Source organism: Nocardioides sp. WJ219, assembly GCF_058559815.1.
Map to the genome: position 1 here is coordinate 87920 of NZ_JBZUJV010000012.1, position 14490 is coordinate 102409.

General features: G+C 73.1%; 19 protein-coding genes and 1 pseudogene. 15 read left to right on the forward strand and 5 right to left on the reverse strand.

Annotated elements, in window-relative coordinates; translation table 11 throughout:
- Positions 1-7: 7 nt before the first annotated feature.
- From ribD to AC4MBH_RS22205, 7 genes are read left to right on the forward strand one after another with little or no spacing between them, the layout of a single operon-like run.
- Positions 8-1051 (forward strand): bifunctional diaminohydroxyphosphoribosylaminopyrimidine deaminase/5-amino-6-(5-phosphoribosylamino)uracil reductase RibD, encoded by a 1044-nt coding sequence (gene ribD / locus AC4MBH_RS22175; RefSeq protein WP_491797581.1) that lies wholly within the window; start codon positions 8-10, stop codon positions 1049-1051.
- A 1-nt stretch (position 1052) separates the two neighbouring features.
- Positions 1053-1664: a riboflavin synthase gene (locus AC4MBH_RS22180; RefSeq protein WP_491797582.1), complete on the forward strand. Its 612-nt coding sequence runs from the start codon at positions 1053-1055 to the stop codon at positions 1662-1664.
- Complete coding sequence (locus AC4MBH_RS22185; RefSeq protein ID WP_491797583.1) at positions 1661-2992, forward strand: bifunctional 3,4-dihydroxy-2-butanone-4-phosphate synthase/GTP cyclohydrolase II; 1332 nt, start codon at positions 1661-1663, stop codon at positions 2990-2992. The genes AC4MBH_RS22180 and AC4MBH_RS22185 overlap by 4 nt, the downstream gene beginning before the upstream one ends.
- Positions 2992-3474, forward strand: a complete 483-nt coding sequence (gene ribH, locus AC4MBH_RS22190) for a 6,7-dimethyl-8-ribityllumazine synthase (protein WP_491797584.1) — start codon at positions 2992-2994, stop codon at positions 3472-3474. Before AC4MBH_RS22185 ends, ribH begins: the two co-directional genes overlap by 1 nt.
- 47 nt (positions 3475-3521) lie before the next feature.
- Entirely contained in the window at positions 3522-3785 is a 264-nt protein-coding gene (locus tag AC4MBH_RS22195; protein WP_491797585.1) for a phosphoribosyl-ATP diphosphatase, read from the forward strand.
- 31 nt (positions 3786-3816) lie between these two features.
- Positions 3817-4665 (forward strand): ATP phosphoribosyltransferase, encoded by an 849-nt coding sequence (gene hisG, locus AC4MBH_RS22200; protein WP_491797586.1) that lies wholly within the window; start codon positions 3817-3819, stop codon positions 4663-4665.
- Positions 4649-5122, forward strand: coding sequence for a PH domain-containing protein (locus AC4MBH_RS22205; protein ID WP_491797587.1), 474 nt, complete (start codon positions 4649-4651; stop codon positions 5120-5122). The genes hisG and AC4MBH_RS22205 overlap by 17 nt, the downstream gene beginning before the upstream one ends.
- Here the strand turns inward: AC4MBH_RS22205 and AC4MBH_RS22210 are convergent.
- A complete protein-coding gene (locus AC4MBH_RS22210) occupies positions 5081-6013 on the reverse strand; it encodes an aldose 1-epimerase family protein (RefSeq protein WP_491797588.1) in 933 nt (310 codons plus the stop codon). The two genes, AC4MBH_RS22205 and AC4MBH_RS22210, sit on opposite strands and share 42 nt — an antisense overlap.
- 150 nt (positions 6014-6163) lie before the next feature.
- Between AC4MBH_RS22210 and AC4MBH_RS22215 the strand changes: the two genes are divergently transcribed.
- Positions 6164-6493, forward strand: a complete 330-nt coding sequence (locus AC4MBH_RS22215) for a hypothetical protein (RefSeq protein ID WP_491797589.1) — start codon at positions 6164-6166, stop codon at positions 6491-6493.
- Here the strand turns inward: AC4MBH_RS22215 and AC4MBH_RS22220 are convergent.
- Both AC4MBH_RS22220 and AC4MBH_RS22225 read right to left on the reverse strand, forming a co-directional pair.
- Positions 6490-7053: a uridine kinase family protein gene (locus tag AC4MBH_RS22220; RefSeq protein ID WP_491797590.1), complete on the reverse strand. Its 564-nt coding sequence runs from the start codon at positions 7051-7053 to the stop codon at positions 6490-6492. The two genes, AC4MBH_RS22215 and AC4MBH_RS22220, sit on opposite strands and share 4 nt — an antisense overlap.
- A 14-nt stretch (positions 7054-7067) precedes the next feature.
- Positions 7068-7508: a hypothetical protein gene (locus AC4MBH_RS22225; protein WP_491797591.1), complete on the reverse strand. Its 441-nt coding sequence runs from the start codon at positions 7506-7508 to the stop codon at positions 7068-7070.
- A 60-nt stretch (positions 7509-7568) separates the two neighbouring features.
- Here AC4MBH_RS22225 and AC4MBH_RS22230 point away from each other — a divergent pair, with 60 nt between their 5' ends.
- From AC4MBH_RS22230 to AC4MBH_RS22250, 5 genes are all read left to right on the forward strand, one after another.
- A complete protein-coding gene (locus AC4MBH_RS22230; protein ID WP_491797592.1) occupies positions 7569-8072 on the forward strand; it encodes an SseB family protein in 504 nt (167 codons plus the stop codon).
- Positions 8073-8522: 450 nt separating this feature from the next.
- Positions 8523-9224, forward strand: coding sequence for a translation initiation factor IF-3 (infC, locus tag AC4MBH_RS22235; protein ID WP_491797618.1), 702 nt, complete (start codon positions 8523-8525; stop codon positions 9222-9224).
- A gap of 57 nt (positions 9225-9281) precedes the next feature.
- Positions 9282-9494, forward strand: coding sequence for a large ribosomal subunit protein bL35 (locus tag AC4MBH_RS22240; RefSeq protein ID WP_491797593.1), 213 nt, complete (start codon positions 9282-9284; stop codon positions 9492-9494).
- A gap of 50 nt (positions 9495-9544) precedes the next feature.
- The gene (gene rplT, locus AC4MBH_RS22245) at positions 9545-9943 is read left to right on the forward strand and encodes a 50S ribosomal protein L20 (protein ID WP_491797594.1); all 399 of its coding nucleotides are present in this window, start codon (positions 9545-9547) and stop codon (positions 9941-9943) included.
- Positions 9940-10716, forward strand: a complete 777-nt coding sequence (locus AC4MBH_RS22250; RefSeq protein ID WP_491797619.1) for a TrmH family RNA methyltransferase — start codon at positions 9940-9942, stop codon at positions 10714-10716. The genes rplT and AC4MBH_RS22250 overlap by 4 nt, the downstream gene beginning before the upstream one ends.
- Before the next feature lie 152 nt (positions 10717-10868).
- Here AC4MBH_RS22250 and AC4MBH_RS22255 read toward each other — a convergent pair whose 3' ends face one another.
- On the reverse strand, positions 10869-11294 hold the full coding sequence (locus AC4MBH_RS22255; protein WP_491797595.1) for a GNAT family N-acetyltransferase: 426 nt from the start codon (positions 11292-11294) through the stop codon (positions 10869-10871).
- Between the two features lie 17 nt (positions 11295-11311).
- Here AC4MBH_RS22255 and AC4MBH_RS22260 point away from each other — a divergent pair, with 17 nt between their 5' ends.
- The gene (locus tag AC4MBH_RS22260; RefSeq protein WP_491797596.1) at positions 11312-12373 is read left to right on the forward strand and encodes a sensor histidine kinase; all 1062 of its coding nucleotides are present in this window, start codon (positions 11312-11314) and stop codon (positions 12371-12373) included.
- 60 nt (positions 12374-12433) lie between these two features.
- Here the strand turns inward: AC4MBH_RS22260 and AC4MBH_RS22265 are convergent.
- Positions 12434-13189, reverse strand: a pseudogene (locus AC4MBH_RS22265) (DUF817 domain-containing protein); the annotation flags it as partial.
- Positions 13190-13242: 53 nt separating this feature from the next.
- Between AC4MBH_RS22265 and AC4MBH_RS22270 the strand changes: the two are divergent.
- Positions 13243-14418, forward strand: coding sequence for a cation:proton antiporter (locus AC4MBH_RS22270; RefSeq protein WP_491797597.1), 1176 nt, complete (start codon positions 13243-13245; stop codon positions 14416-14418).
- Positions 14419-14490 lie beyond the last annotated feature (72 nt).

Sequence of the window (14490 nt, forward strand, 5' to 3'; positions counted from 1 at the left end):
GGAGACGATGGCCTTCAGCGCAACCGAGCACGGCGCGATGCGCCGCGCCCTCGCGCTCGCCGCGACCCCCGGCGTGCCGCTGGGCCCCAACCCGCGGGTCGGGTGCGTGCTGCTCGCCGACGACGGGACCACGGTGGCCGAGGGCCACCACCGCGGTGCCGGCACCGCCCACGCCGAGGCCGATGCCCTCGCCCGCGCCGGTGCCGCCGCCCGGGGCACCACCGCCGTGGTCACCCTCGAGCCGTGCGACCACACCGGCCGCACCGGCCCGTGCTCGCGGGCCCTGGTCGCCGCCGGCGTACGACGGGTGGTCGTCGCCCAGCGCGACCCCAACCCGGTCGCGGCCGGCGGCACCGAGACGCTGCGGGCAGCGGGCGTCGACGTCGAGCACGGGCTGCTCGCCGACGAGGCTCGGACGCTGAACCGCGTGTGGACCTTCGCCGTCGAGCACGGCCGGCCGTTCGTCACCTGGAAGCTCGCCACCACCCTCGACGGCCGCAGCGCTGCCGCCGACGGCACCTCCCGCTGGGTCTCGAGCACCGCCGCGCGCCGCGACACCCACCGGCTGCGCGCCCTGGCCGACACCATGCTGGTGGGCACCAGCACCGTCCTGGTCGACGACCCGCTGCTCACCGTCCGCGACGACGACGGCGCTCCGCTGGCCGTCCAGCCGCTGCGCGCGGTGATGGGGGAGCGCGACCTCCCCGCCGACCGCCGGGTCCTCAACACCGACGCCGAGACCGTGCACCTGCGCACCCGCGACCCGCACGCGGCGCTCGCCCGGCTGCGCGCCCGCGACCGCCAGCACGTCTTCCTCGAAGGCGGTCCCACCCTCGCTGCGGCGTTCCTCACCGCCGGCCTGGTCGACGAGGTCGTCGCCTACGTCGCGCCCGTGTTCCTCGGTGCCGGGCTGGCCTCGGTCGCCGACCTCGGAATCACCACCATCGCCGATGCGTTCCGTCCCACGGTCACCGACGTGACCGTGCTACCCGGCGTCGACGGCGAGGAGCCCAACGTCCGCCTCACCCTCACGCCACGGAAGAAGGAGTGACATGTTCACCGGAATCGTCGAGGAGCTCGGCGCCGTGGAGGCCGTCGAGCACCAGTCCGACGCCATCCGCCTCACCGTCCGCGCGACCACGGTCGTCGAGGACGCCTCGCTGGGCGACTCCATCTCCGTCAACGGCTGCTGCCTCACCGTCGCCTCCCTCGACGGTGACCTGTGGACCGCCGACGTGATGCAGGAGACGCTCGACAAGACGAGCCTGCAGGGCGTGCAGCCCGGCGACGTCGTCAACCTCGAGCGCGCCGTCACCGCCGCCACCCGGCTGGGCGGCCACATCGTCCAGGGCCACGTCGACGGCGTCGGGCACGTCCTACGCCGGCAGCCGAGCGAGCACTGGGAGGTCGTCGAGGTCTCGATGCCCGCCACGATGGCCAAGTACCTCGTCGACAAGGGGTCGATCACCGTCGACGGCGTGAGCCTGACCGTCGTCGAGGCCGGCGCCGAGTCGTTCACCGTCAGCCTGATCCCCGAGACCCTCGCCCGCACCACCCTCGGCCGCCGTCAGCCCGGCGACCGGGTCAACCTCGAGGTCGACGTGCTCGCCAAGCACGTCGAGAAGCTCCTCGAGGCCCGCTTCCAGGAAGGAACCCTCCGATGACCACCCCCCTGCCACCCGTGGAGGTCGAGGAGCAGCACGGCGGCGTCCGGCTCGACAGCGTCGAGCGCGCCATCGCCGACATCGCGGCCGGCAAGGCCGTCGTCGTCGTCGACGACGAGGGGCGCGAGAACGAGGGCGACCTCATCTTCGCGGCCAGCAAGGCCACGCCGGAGCTGATGGCGTTCACGATCCGCTACAGCAGCGGCGTGATCTGCGTGCCGATGCCGGGTTACATGCTCGACCGGCTCGAGATCCCGCTGATGACGCCGCACAACAAGGACAAGCTGCGCACGGCGTACACGATCTCGGTCGACGCCCGCGACGGCGTCAGCACCGGCATCAGCGCCGCCGACCGCGCCCACACGGCGCGCGTGCTGGCCGACAGCGCCACCGAGCCGTGGGAGATCACCCGGCCCGGCCACGTCTTCCCGCTGCGCTACACCGACGGCGGCGTGCTGGTGCGGCGCGGCCACACCGAGGCGGCCGTCGACCTCGCGACCCTCGCCGGCCTCACCCCGGCCGGCGTGCTGGTCGAGGTCGTCAACGACGACGGCACCATGAAGCGCGCCCCCGAGCTGCGCGCGTTCGCCGACGAGCACGACCTGGCGATGATCTCGATCGAGGACCTCGTGCGCTACCGCCGCCGCAACGAGAACCTCGTCGAGCGGGTCGCCGAGACCCGGCTGCCCACCCGCCACGGCGACTTCACGGCGTACGGATACCGGATCACCGTCGACGGCTCCGAGCACATCGCGCTGGTCTACGGCGACGTGACCGGCACCGAGCCGGTGCTCACCCGTGTGCACTCCGAGTGCCTGACCGGCGACGTGTTCGGCAGTGCCCGCTGCGACTGCGGCCCCCAGCTCGACGAGGCGCTCGAGCGCATCGTCGCCGAGGGCCGCGGCGTGGTCGTCTACCTGCGCGGCCACGAGGGCCGGGGGATCGGGCTGGTCGCCAAGCTGCAGGCCTACCAGCTGCAGGACGGCGGGCGCGACACCGTCGACGCCAACCTCGACCTCGGCCTCCCGGCCGACGCCCGCCACTACGGCACCGCCACCCAGGTGCTCAAGGACCTCAAGGTCGAGAGCGTCCGGCTGCTGACCAACAACCCCGACAAGGTCCACAACCTCGAGCTGTACGGCGTCCCGGTGGCCGAGCGGGTGCCGCTGACGCCGCACCCCAACGACCACAACCTCGCCTACCTGCTGACCAAGCGCGACCGGATGGGCCACGACCTGCCCGACCTCGCCGTCGTCCCGACGCCCGTCCTGACCCCCGAGCACACCCCCGAGCACACCCCCGAGCACACCCCCGAGGAGACCGTCTGATGGCCGGCCACGGAGCCCCCACCACCGAGCCCGTCGACAGCAGCGACCTGCGCGTCGCGGTCGTCGCCGCCAGCTGGCACACCGTCGTGATGGACGGCCTGGTCGCCGGCGCGCAGCGCGCGCTGGAGGCCTACCAGGTCCAGGACCCCACCATCGTCCGGGTGCCCGGCACGTTCGAGCTGCCCGTCGTCGCCGACGCCCTCGCCGCCCAGGGCTACGACGCCGTCGTCGCCCTCGGCGTCGTCATCCGCGGCGGCACCCCGCACTTCGACTACGTCTGCACCGCCGCCACCGACGGCCTCGGCCGGGTCGCGCTCGACCACCGGGTACCGGTCGGCTTCGGCGTGCTCACCTGCGACACCGAGCAGCAGGCCCTCGACCGCGCGGGCCTCGACGGCTCGAGCGAGGACAAGGGCTGGGAGGCCACCTCCGCGGCGCTGGAGACGGCGCGGGTGCTCCGGGGCCTCGGCGGCGAGGTCTGACGCCACCCCTGGCCGGACCGGGTCGCGCGCACCCTAGGCTGACCACCGTGAAGACGTTCGACGGTCTGTGGGCCGAGCTGTCCGAGAAGGCGCGCACCCGGCCCGAGGGCTCGGGCACCGTCGCGGCCCTCGACGCCGGCGTCCATGCGATCGGCAAGAAGCTGCTCGAGGAGGCCGCCGAGTCCTGGATGGCGGCCGAGCACGAGGGCAAGGAGCGCACGGCCGAGGAGATCAGCCAGCTGCTCTACCACGCCCAGGTGCTGATGCTCGCCAGCGGCCTCGAGCTCGACGACGTCTACGCCCACCTCTGACCCGCCTCTGACCCGGGAGCACCCACCCGCCATGACGCTGAAGATCGCGATCCCCAACAAGGGGTCCCTGGCCCAGGCGGCCAGCGAGATCCTGCGCGAGTCCGGCTACCGCCAGCGCGACGACTCCAAGCAGCTCACCCTGACCGACGCCGACAACGACGTCGAGTTCTTCTACCTCCGCCCCCGCGACATCGCGCTCTACGTCGGGGAGGGCACGCTCGACGTCGGCGTGACCGGCCGCGACCTGCTGCGCGACTCCGGCGCCAAGGCCGACGAGGCGCTGACCCTCGGCTTCGGCCGCAGCACGTTCCGCTTCGCCGGTCCGGCGGGCCGGTTCACCGACGTCGGCGACCTCGCCGGCCTGCGCATCGCCACGTCGTACGTCGGCATCGTGCGGTCCTACCTCGAGGAGCGCGGCGTCGACGCCACCGTCACCCGCCTCGACGGCGCCGTGGAGACCAGCATCCAGCTCGGCGTGGCCGACGCCATCGCCGACGTGGTCGAGACCGGCGCGACGCTCAAGCAGGCCGGCCTGGCGACGTTCGGCGAGCCGATCCTGCAGAGCGAGGCGGTGCTGATCACCCGGGCCGGCGCCGACCTCCCGCCCGGCTTCGAGATCTTCCGGCGCCGGGTCGAGGGCGTCCTGGTCGCGCGCAGCTACGTGATGATGGACTACGACATCGCCGAGACCGACCTCGACCGCGCGGTCGCGCTGACCCCCGGCATCGAGGGCCCGACCATCGCGCCGCTGGGTCGCGAGGGCTGGGTCGCCGTCCGCGCGATGGTGCCGCGCGCCGGGTCGCAGCGGCTGATGGACGTGCTCTACGACCTCGGCGCCCGCGGCATCCTGCTCACCGACATCCATGCCTGCCGGCTCTGACCTGCCGCCCGAGGTGCCGTCGCTGCCGCACACGTGGCGCCCGCTCGGTCCCCGGATCGCCGGCACCATCGCCGGCGGCGCGTTGCTCGTGATCACGGCCGTGCTCTGGTTCGGCCTCGAGTCCGACGTCCGCGACGCGGTGACGCCGTTCCAGCGCGGCACCGTCGTCGCGATGTTCCTGCTCGGCTTCGGCTGCCTCTACGCCCTCGGCCGCTCCCGCGTCGAGGCCCACGAGGACCGGCTCGTCGTCGTCAACGGCTACCGCCGGCGCACCTACGCCTGGGCCGAGGTCGTCGCCGTCCAGCTGCCCCCGGGCGCGCCCTGGGTGACCCTCGACCTCGCCGACGGGAGCACCGGTTCGGTGATGGCCGTCCAGGGGTCCGACGGCGCGCGGGCGCGGCTCGCCGTGCGGCAGCTACGCGCCCTCGTCGACCGCGCGGATCCCCCACGAGACTGACACCTCGTCGCCCGGCTCGCCCGCGGCCTCGAGCGTGAGCAGGTCCTCGCCGGTGCGGAACGCGTCGGCGTTGGCCGTCATCGGCTCCACGGCCAGCGACCGTCGCGCGATCTCCGGGGCGTCGTCGCCGGTGTAGAGCAGCAGCCAGTGGATCCCCTCGTCCACCCACAGCGCGACGGCCCGTCCCGACGCCGGGTCGCGCAGCGTCACCGTGGCGACGCCGCGGTCGTCGCGCACGAGGTCGGTGAACCCGGTGTCGAGCGCGACGTCGCGCATCGGCCGCGCCACCCGGAAGTCGTACGCCGTGCCGTCGACGGCCTCGCTGCCCACCGGGATCAGGACGTCGTCGGTCAGCGAGCGGGTCGCGGCCGGCAGCGTCAGCTCCCAGGTGTCGATCGGGCCGGGGCCGACGGTCAGGTAGGGGTGGGCGCCGCACCCGTAGGGTGCCGGCTCGGGGGAGAGGTTGGTGGCGGTCTGGGTGACCGTCAGCCCGTCGGCGGACAGGTCGTAGACGACGTGCAGGTCGACGACCCACGGGTAGCCGGTCTGCGCCATCAACCGGTACTGCAGCGACACCGAGCCGGTCGTGTGCTCCTCGAGCGTCCACGCCTCCCAGCGGACCAGGCCGTGGCAGGCGTGGTGGCGCTCCGGCTCGGTGAGCGGCAGCTGCAGGTCGCGCCCGCCGAAGGAGTAGCGGCCGTCGCGGATCCGGTTGGGCCACGGCGCGAGCAGCTGGCCGTGCACGCGCCCCGACATCTCGTCCTCGGCGAACCCGTCGACGAGGTCCCGCCCGGCGAAGGTGAGGCAGCGCAGGGCCGCCCCGCTCTCGGTGACGACGGCCTCGTAGCCGCCGGCTCGGATGCGGAACTGGTCACCGCTGGGAGGGAGCATGGGCTCAGCCTGCCACCTGGCGTGCGGAGTGGCAGGTCCATGCCATGGCCGGACAGGCCGCCCCCGAGAGGTCGACCAGGAGGAGCGGCATCTCCTACCTTCGGGTGAGCCGCCGGCACCGGCCGGCGCGGAGTGATCGGAAGGATTCTCATGAATCGTGTACTTGGGACCGTGTTCGCCGTCGCCCTCCTCTTCGGAGGTGTCGCCTGCGGTGACGACAGCGACGGCGACGGGGGCGGAGGCGGGGGCGGAGGCAGCAGCGACTCGGGCAACGCCGACGTCCAGGCCTACTGCGACGCCGTCGACGCCTACGTCGCCAAGGTCGAGGACGTGGGCGACGACCCCGCCAAGGCCGCCGAGCTGGCCTCCGAGGCCCAGGAGCTGTCGGCGAAGGCCGCCGACCTGACCGGCATCTCCGCCGACGAGGCCGAGGAGGTCGCCGACTGCACGGAGAAGGCGACCTCGGCCCTCACTCCCTAGCCGGGAGGCTGGACCGCAGCCGCGCGGCACCCGCCCGGGTCGACGGTGGTGTCCACCACCACGTCGGCCCGGGCGCGGGTCCCGTGGCGGGTGAACCACCGGTCCTCGGCCGCCTGCCAGGTCAGCCACGGCTCACGCAGGTCCTGGCCGTCGCGCTCCAAGCCGCGGTGGAGTCGCAGCTCGCGCGGCGCCTCCACCCACACCAGTACGGTGACCAGGTCGCGGTAGGTCGCCGATCCCGACCCCACTCCCTCGAGCAGGAGCAGGGGAGCCGGTTCCACCTGCACGGTCTCGGCGAGTGACCGGGTGTGCCAGTCGTAGCGGCGGTACCGCCCCGGGCGTCCGAGCGACATCGGGACCAGCAGCGCTTCGAGCTGGCCGTCGAGCTGGTCCAGGCCGTCCCAGCCGTCGTAGAGGTCGTCGAGCTGCACGACGCCCGCGCCGGTACGCCCGGCGAGGGCGGCCGCGAACGTCGTCTTGCCCGAGCCGGCGGGCCCGTCGACGCAGACCAGCCGGCCGGCCCCGAGCGTGGGCTCGCGCTCGTCGAGGAGCGCGAGCACCCGGTCGACCGGGCTCAGGTGATGCCCCGGTTCTTGAGCAGGGCCTCGATGTCGGCCAGGTCGTCGTCGACCGCCGGCCGGCCGCGGCGCGGCGACGACGGCGGCAGCTGCTCGGGTCCGGTCCCGCGCTCCCGTTCCTGCGCGGGCGCCCGGCCGCCGGTGCGGCTCTCCACGACCCGGCCGGCGCCGTAGAGCACCACGCCGATCCCGGCCAGCGCGATGCCGACCCAGACCACCGGGCTGAAGACCAGCCGCACCGCCCAGTCACCGATCGCGTCGCCGATGCGACCGAACATCTCCAGGGTCTTGGTGAGGTAGGCCGCCACCGGCAGCACCGTGATGCCGGCGCCCTTGAGGCCCGCGCCGAGCCCGTGGCGCCGGTAGGCGTACCAGGTCCAGGTGCCGGCGGCCACCGTGAGGGCCAGGGCCAGTACGCCGTAGCTGACGTCGTCCATGAGCCCAGGGTCCCACGCGGCCGGTCGTCGGCGCTGCACGGAGCCGGGCAGACTGGTGCCGTGCCCGACCGTGAGCTGCTCGCCCCGGCGTACCCCGACGACACGGGCGAGGCCGACCCGGCCCTGACCGCCGCGCTGACGGCGTACGCCGCCGACCCGGGCGCGCTGCCGGGCGCGCTCGCGGCGCTGCAGGACGCCCGCCTGCTGGTGCCGGTGGTCGCGGTCGCCGGCGAGGTGGAGCTCGACGAGCGCGGCCTGGCGCACGACAAGACCAGCGACATGGCCGCCGTCCTCGTGGAGGGGCCCGGGGGGCGCCGCGGCCTGCTCGCGTTCTCGGGCACCGAGACCCTCGCCGCCTGGAACCCCGAGGCCCGCCCGGTGCCGGTGCCGGCCCGCACCGCCGCCCTCGCCGCCCTCCAGGACGGCGCCGAGGCCCTCCTCGTCGACCTCGCCGGCCCGGCCTCCCTCGTGGTCGCCGGCGACCACCTGCGCGGCCTCGCCGCCGGCTGGCGCCTGGCCCGCGTCGGCCCCGACCTCGCCTGGGTCGCGCCCCAGGACACCTGAGCCCCGCTGCGTGGGCAGCGCGCGTCGCCGGCGGCGGGAGTGGTCTCGAGACGGTTCCTAGCGGAACCTCCTCGACCAGGGTCGGTCACCGACGGCCGGGCAGGACCTCCTCGATCGGTGTCCGTGGACCGCAGCCGCGCCGAGATTTGGGCGGGAGGGGGAATGGTGGCCTAGGGTGTGGTGTTGACCGATCTGGATGGACGCAACCGTGCCCGTCCAGATCCGCAAGCGGAGATCAGTTCGATCGTCTCCCACCCGCACCGACCGCCGCTCCACCGCACCATGCACCACGGGGCACAGGTCGTCGGGTCCGGTCCGATGGCTCCGGCCTGGCACCCCGTGCACACCATGGACGGGGAGCAGGGTGAGGTGGTCCTGACTGGCTTCCGCTTGCGACACCGGCGGGAGCCTCCGTTGTTTTTCGGGGCCCACACCGTCACGACCCATCGTCTGACCCCTGGAGGACACATCAGCACCGAGCTTCGCATCAACGACCGGATCCGCGTGGCGGAAGTCCGGCTCGTCGGGCCCAGCGGAGAGACCGTCGGCATCGTGCCGACGGCCGATGCGCTGCGCCTTGCCCAAGAGGCCGACCTCGACCTCGTCGAGATCGCCCCGATGGCCCGTCCGCCCGTGTGCAAGCTCATGGACTACGGGAAGTTCAAGTACGAGAACGCCCAGAAGGCCCGTGAGGCGCGTCGGAACCAGACGAACGTGATCATCAAGGAGATGAAGCTTCGTCCCAAGATCGACGCCCACGACTACGAGACCAAGAAGGGCCACGTCGTCCGGTTCCTCAAGGCCGGCGACAAGGTCAAGATCACGATCATGTTCCGCGGTCGCGAGCAGCACCGCCCCGAGCTGGGCTTCCGGCTGCTGCAGCGCTTGGCCGAGGACGTCACCGAGCTCGGCTTCGTGGAGTCCTCGCCCAAGCAGGACGGTCGCAACATGATCATGGTCCTGGGCCCGCACAAGAAGAAGGCCGAGGCCAAGGCCGACCACCTCGTCCAGAAGGCCGAGAAGGAAGCCGAGCGGGCCGCCAACGTGGCCGAGGAGCAGGCTGAGCGCGACGCCGCCCACGCCGCCGGCCCGGTCGCCCAGAAGAAGGAGCGTGGCCGCTCCGAGAACCTCGATCCCGAGATCGAGGCCTGATCCCGGCGGCGCACGTCCGTCGCCCCGTCGTACCGCACCATCTGAGGAGAAGTAGACATGCCCAAGAACAGGCCACACTCCGGCGCCAGCAAGCGCCTCAAGGTCACCGGCTCCGGCAAGATCATGCGGCTGAAGGCCGGCCGCAAGTCCGGCGCCGCGTTCGCCTCGGCCCCCACCACGGGCAGCCGGAAGAAGCACCGTCGCAACGCCGGCCAGGTCGAGATCGCCAAGGCCGACGTCAAGCGCGCCAAGAAGATGCTCGGCATCTGACCCTTCCCAGCACCACGTCCCCGAGCATCTGAGCACCAAGGAGCAACACCATGGCACGCGTCAAGCGCGCAGTGAACGCGCACAAGAAGCGCAAGACCACCCTCGACCGCGCCGCGGGCTACCGCGGCCAGCGCTCCCGCCTGTACCGCAAGGCCAAGGAGCAGGTCACCCACTCGCTGGTCTACAGCTACAACGACCGCAAGAAGAACAAGGGCAACTTCCGTCGCCTGTGGATCCAGCGCATCAACGCCGCGGCGCGTGCGCAGGGCCTGACCTACAACCGCTTCATCCAGGGCCTGAACCTGGCGGGCGTCGAGGTCGACCGCAAGATCCTGGCCGAGCTCGCCGTCAACGACGTCGCCGCGTTCAACGCGCTCGTCGAGACCGCCAAGGCCGCGCTGCCCGACGACGTCAACGCGCCCCGCGAGTCCACCCAGGTCTCCGCCTGAGCGTCCCGCTCGCAGCCGGCAACGCCCGGCTCAAGGACATCCGCAAGGTGAGCCGCCGCTCGGTCCGGACCGAGCGGCGGCTCTTCCTCGCCGACGGCCCGAAGGCCGTCGAGGGGGCGCTCGGCGTCCCCGGCTGCGTGGTCGAGGTCTTCGCCACGCCGTCCGGCCGGTCGCTGGTCCCGGCCGAGGTCGAGGTCACGCTGGTCGACGACCGGGCGCTGGCCTCGCTCAGCGACGCGGTCACCCCGGCCGGCGTCGTCGCGCTGTGCCGGTTCGTCGACCGCCCGCTCGCCCACCTGCTCGACGCCCGTCCGCGCCTGGTCGCGATGTGCGCCGACGTCCGTGACCCCGGCAACGCCGGCACGGTGGTGCGCACCGCCGACGCCGCGGGCGCTGACGCCGTCGTCCTCGCCGGCACGTCGGTCGACCTCTACAACCCCAAGACCCTGCGCGCCAGTGTCGGCAGCGCCTTCCACCTGCCCGTCGCCGTCGAGCCCGACCCGGCCGACGCCGTCCGCGCGCTGCGGGACGCCGGGCTCACGGTCCTGGCCACCGCCGGCGACGGCGAGGTCTCGCTGCACGACGCCGGCGACCTGCTCGCCGGCCCCACCGCCTGGCTGTTCGGCAACGAGGCCCACGGCCTGCCCGCCGACCTCGCCGACCTCGCCGACCACCGGGTCCGGATCCCCATCCACGGTCGCGCCGAGAGCCTCAATCTCGCCACCGCCGCCGCGCTCTGCCTCTACGAGTCCGCCCGCGCCCACCGCGCCTGAGTCCTGACGACGAGGGTCGAGGAGGCCGGCCGCGGCCGTCTCGAGACCCGGCGAGGTGCCGCACCCGCGGTGCGCACGGACCGTGCGGGTGGTCTCGAGACAGGCGCTAGCGCGCCTTCCTCGACCAGCGTCCGACACCCACGCCGCAGCGCCTACCGCCCGGGCCCCAGGTCCTTGCGCAGGTGCACGTCGTCCAGGCCGGCGCGGGGGACGCCCTCCCAGCGGAAGATCTCCCGGTAGCCGGCGCGCTCGTAGAACGCCGGGGCCTGGAAGGTGAACGAGGTGACGAAGACGTGGGTGCAGCCGCGGGCGCGTGCCTCGTCCTCGAACGCCGCGAGCAGGCGGGCGCCCAGGCCGGTGCCGCGGTCGCCCTCGCGCACCCACGTCATGCCGATCCCGGCGGCCTCGCCCCAGGTCCAGCCGCTGACGCCGCCGGCGAGGCCGGCGTCGTCCTCGGCGCGCACGGTGAGCTCGCGCTGCCACTGGACATCCCGGGTCGCCGCCCGGTTCCAGGCGTCGAGCTCGTCGCTGAGGCGTTGGTCGAGGTCGGGGTCGCCGTCGCCGGTGTGCAGGTCCACCGCCGTAGTCTGACCCGGTGCCCGAGCCCACCGCGCAGGACCTCGCCGACGTCCTGCCCGACGGGGTCGTCATCGCCGACGCCGAGGGCCGGGTCACGCTCGTGTCCTCGCTCGCGGCGCGGATGCTCGGCCGAGCAGGTGCCGACGACGTCGGCCGACCGCTCGGCGAGGTGCTCCGCCTGCAGGACCAGGACGCCCAGGACTGGACCTCGACCAACACGCCGTACGACGGCCTGCGCACCCGCACCGCCGTGCCCGAGCAGTCGTGGCTGCTGCCCGACGGCACCGAGGTGCTGGTGGCCGCCCGGCTGCACCGAGCGGCCCCGCTCGGCCCGGTCACCCGGGTCGCGATCACGATCCGTTCCGGGCGCGGCCGCGCCCGGCTCGACCGCGAGCGCTCCGACCTCGTCGCGACCGTCGCCCACGAGCTGCGCTCGCCGCTGACCGGGGTGAAGGGCTTCGTCCAGGCGCTGCTCAACCGTTGGGACAAGCTCAACGACGACCAGAAGAAGCTGATGCTCACCACGGTCGCCGCCGACTCCGACCGGCTCAGCCGGCTGATCGCCGAGCTGCTCGACGTCGCCCGCATCGACACCGGCCGCCTCCAGCTCTACCCCCGCCCGAGCGACGCCGGCGTGCTGGTGCGCCGGATCGTGGACTCCGTCGGCGCGGGCACCCACCGCGAGATCGTGCTCGAGCTCGACGACGACCTTCCCGACGTGATGGCCGACCCGGACAAGTTCACCCAGGTCGCCACCAACCTGGTCGAGAACGCGGTGCGGCACGGCGACGGCGTCGTCACCGTGGTGGTCGCGCGCGAGGCCCACGCCGACGTCCCCGACGGCGTCCGCGTCACCGTGTCCGACGAGGGTGGGGGCATCCCGCCCGAGCTGCGGCGGCGCGTGTTCACCAAGTTCTGGACCGGCGGCGTCAGCGGCGGGTCAGGGCTGGGTCTCTACATCGTCAACGGCCTGGTGCGCGCCCACGGCGGGACGGTCGGCATCGCCGACGCGCCCGGCGGGGGAGCGGTCCTCAGCTGCACCTGGCCCGGCGTCCCCGACGAGCTGACCCTCGGCTGAGCCCTGGTAGAGCACGCCCTCCCACCGCTTCACGGCAGCCACCAGCACGAAGCTCATCGTCACCAGCAGCGCCCACGACCCGATCTTGGACGTGTGCACGACCTCCCAGACGTCGAGCTGTCCGGGGTACTTCCAGGCACCGAGGTACGTCGCCAGGTTCTCCGCGACCCACAGGAACAGGCCGATCAGCAGGAACGACAGCGCGAGCGGCATCCGGTAGCGCGCGTCGCCGACGGTGAAGTGCACCCAGGTGCGGCGCAGTACGAGCAGCCCGACGGCGGCGATCGGGACCCGCAGGTCGACGGTGTAGTGGTGGGTGAAGAAGTTCGCGTAGACCGCCACCGCCACCAACGTCATCGGCAGGGCGTCGAAGCCGCTGACCCGCAGCTCGAGGCGGCGCCATGCCTGGCACACGTAGGAGCCGACCGCGGCGTACATGAAGCCCGAGAACAGCGGCACGCCCGCCACCTTCGTGACCGCGTCCTCGGGGTAGGACCACGAGCCGACCTGCACCTTGAAGACCTCCAGCCCCAGCCCCAGCAGGTGGAAGGCCACGATGACCAGCACCTCCCGCCAGGTCTCCAGGCCGACGGCCCAGCACCCCAGGGTGACGACCACGCACCAGACCAGGAGGGCGTCGTAGCGGGCGACCGGCAGGGGCACGACGTAGGCCACCAGCAGCCCGGCGAACAGTGCGACCGCGAAGGCGCACGACTGCGCCTCGGCCCAGGCGAAACGGACCAGCTGGACGAGGAAGCGGCGCACCCTGACACCGTAGGCCGCACGTGCCGGCCGCCGACCCGATGAGATGATCACGCGCCGACACCCGACCCCGACCGCCCCGTCACGACCGCAACCGGAGGAACTTGGTGGACATCCCGTTGCTGGTGGTCTGCTTCGCCGGCCTGCTCGTGGTGGGCGTCCTGCTCAGCGAGCTCGCCAACCGGACCGTGCTGTCCACGGCTGTGCTGTTCCTCGTCGGCGGGTTCCTGCTGGGACCCGGCGTCCTCGGCGTGCTCGACGTCGAGTCGGGGGACCCCGCGGTGGCGGTGCTCGCCGAGCTCGCCCTCTTCGCGGTGCTCTACAGCGACGGCATGCGTGTCGGGCTCGCCGACCTACGCCAGGCGTGGCGGTTGCCGGGCCGTGCTCTCGTCCTCGGCCTGCCCCTCACGCTCTTGGTCACCGCCGCGCTTGCGCACTGGGTCGCCGGCCTGCCGTGGCTGGAGTCGTTCCTGCTGGGGGCCGTGCTCGCGCCCACCGACCCGGTCTTCGCCGCCGCGATCGTCGGACGCCAGGAGGTCCCACCCCGGCTGCGCCAGCTGCTCAACGTCGAGTCCGGCGTCAACGACGGGCTCGCGCTGCCCGTGGTGCTGGTGCTGCTGGCCGTCGTCAGTGGCGACGAGACCGACTACGGCCACCTGGCCACCGAGCTCGCGCTCGGCGTGGCCATCGGTGTGGCCGTTCCCTGGGTCGTGCTGCGGCTGGAGCGGCTGCCCTACCTCGCCTCGGTGGAGCACCTGCAACCGTTGCTTCCGGCAGCGATCGGACTGCTCGTCCTCGGCCTCTGCCTGACCACGCACGCCAACCTGTTCCTCGGTGCGTTCGCCGCCGGCATCACCGTGGCCAGCATGTCCCAGGAGTTCCGGCACGAGTTCGAGCAGCTGGGCGAGCTGGTCGCCGAGCAGCTCAAGCTGGTCGCGATCCTGGTCTTCGCCGCACTGATCACCCCCTCGTTCCTCCTCGAGATCTCCTGGACGGGCTGGCTGTTCGCCGTGCTCGCCCTCGTCCTGGCGCGGCCGATCGCGCTGCTGGTGTCGTTCGTCGGCTCACGACTGTCGGTGCGAGAACAGGCGGCTGCGATGTGGTTCGGGCCCAAGGGCTTCGCCTCGGTCGTCTACGGACTGATCGTCCTGGAGTCCGGCATCGGTCTGGCCGACGAGCTCTTCCACCTCACCGCCCTCACCATCAGCCTGTCGATCCTTGCCCACTCCTCGACCGACGTGCTGGTGGCCCGGCAGTTCAAGGACGAGGACCTTCCCGCCTGAGACCGCCTGAGACCGCCTGAGACCGCCGGCGACCGGTGCGCGCCGGTCGTCGCTGCTGATCGCCGGTGGGCC

Bases quoted from the DNA above. Each gene is read 5' to 3' on its own strand.
- ribD (WP_491797581.1), top strand. From the start codon at position 8: ATGGCCTTCAGCGCAACCGAGCACGGCGCGATGCGCCGCGCCCTCGCG.
- AC4MBH_RS22180 (WP_491797582.1), top strand. From the start codon at position 1,053: ATGTTCACCGGAATCGTCGAGGAGCTCGGCGCCGTGGAGGCCGTCGAG.
- AC4MBH_RS22185 (WP_491797583.1), top strand. From the start codon at position 1,661: ATGACCACCCCCCTGCCACCCGTGGAGGTCGAGGAGCAGCACGGCGGC.
- ribH (WP_491797584.1), top strand. From the start codon at position 2,992: ATGGCCGGCCACGGAGCCCCCACCACCGAGCCCGTCGACAGCAGCGAC.
- hisG (WP_491797586.1), top strand. From the start codon at position 3,817: ATGACGCTGAAGATCGCGATCCCCAACAAGGGGTCCCTGGCCCAGGCG.
- AC4MBH_RS22205 (WP_491797587.1), top strand. From the start codon at position 4,649: ATGCCTGCCGGCTCTGACCTGCCGCCCGAGGTGCCGTCGCTGCCGCAC.
- AC4MBH_RS22210 (WP_491797588.1), bottom strand. From the start codon at position 6,013: ATGCTCCCTCCCAGCGGTGACCAGTTCCGCATCCGAGCCGGCGGCTAC.
- AC4MBH_RS22215 (WP_491797589.1), top strand. From the start codon at position 6,164: ATGAATCGTGTACTTGGGACCGTGTTCGCCGTCGCCCTCCTCTTCGGA.
- AC4MBH_RS22225 (WP_491797591.1), bottom strand. From the start codon at position 7,508: ATGGACGACGTCAGCTACGGCGTACTGGCCCTGGCCCTCACGGTGGCC.
- AC4MBH_RS22240 (WP_491797593.1), top strand. From the start codon at position 9,282: ATGCCCAAGAACAGGCCACACTCCGGCGCCAGCAAGCGCCTCAAGGTC.
- rplT (WP_491797594.1), top strand. From the start codon at position 9,545: ATGGCACGCGTCAAGCGCGCAGTGAACGCGCACAAGAAGCGCAAGACC.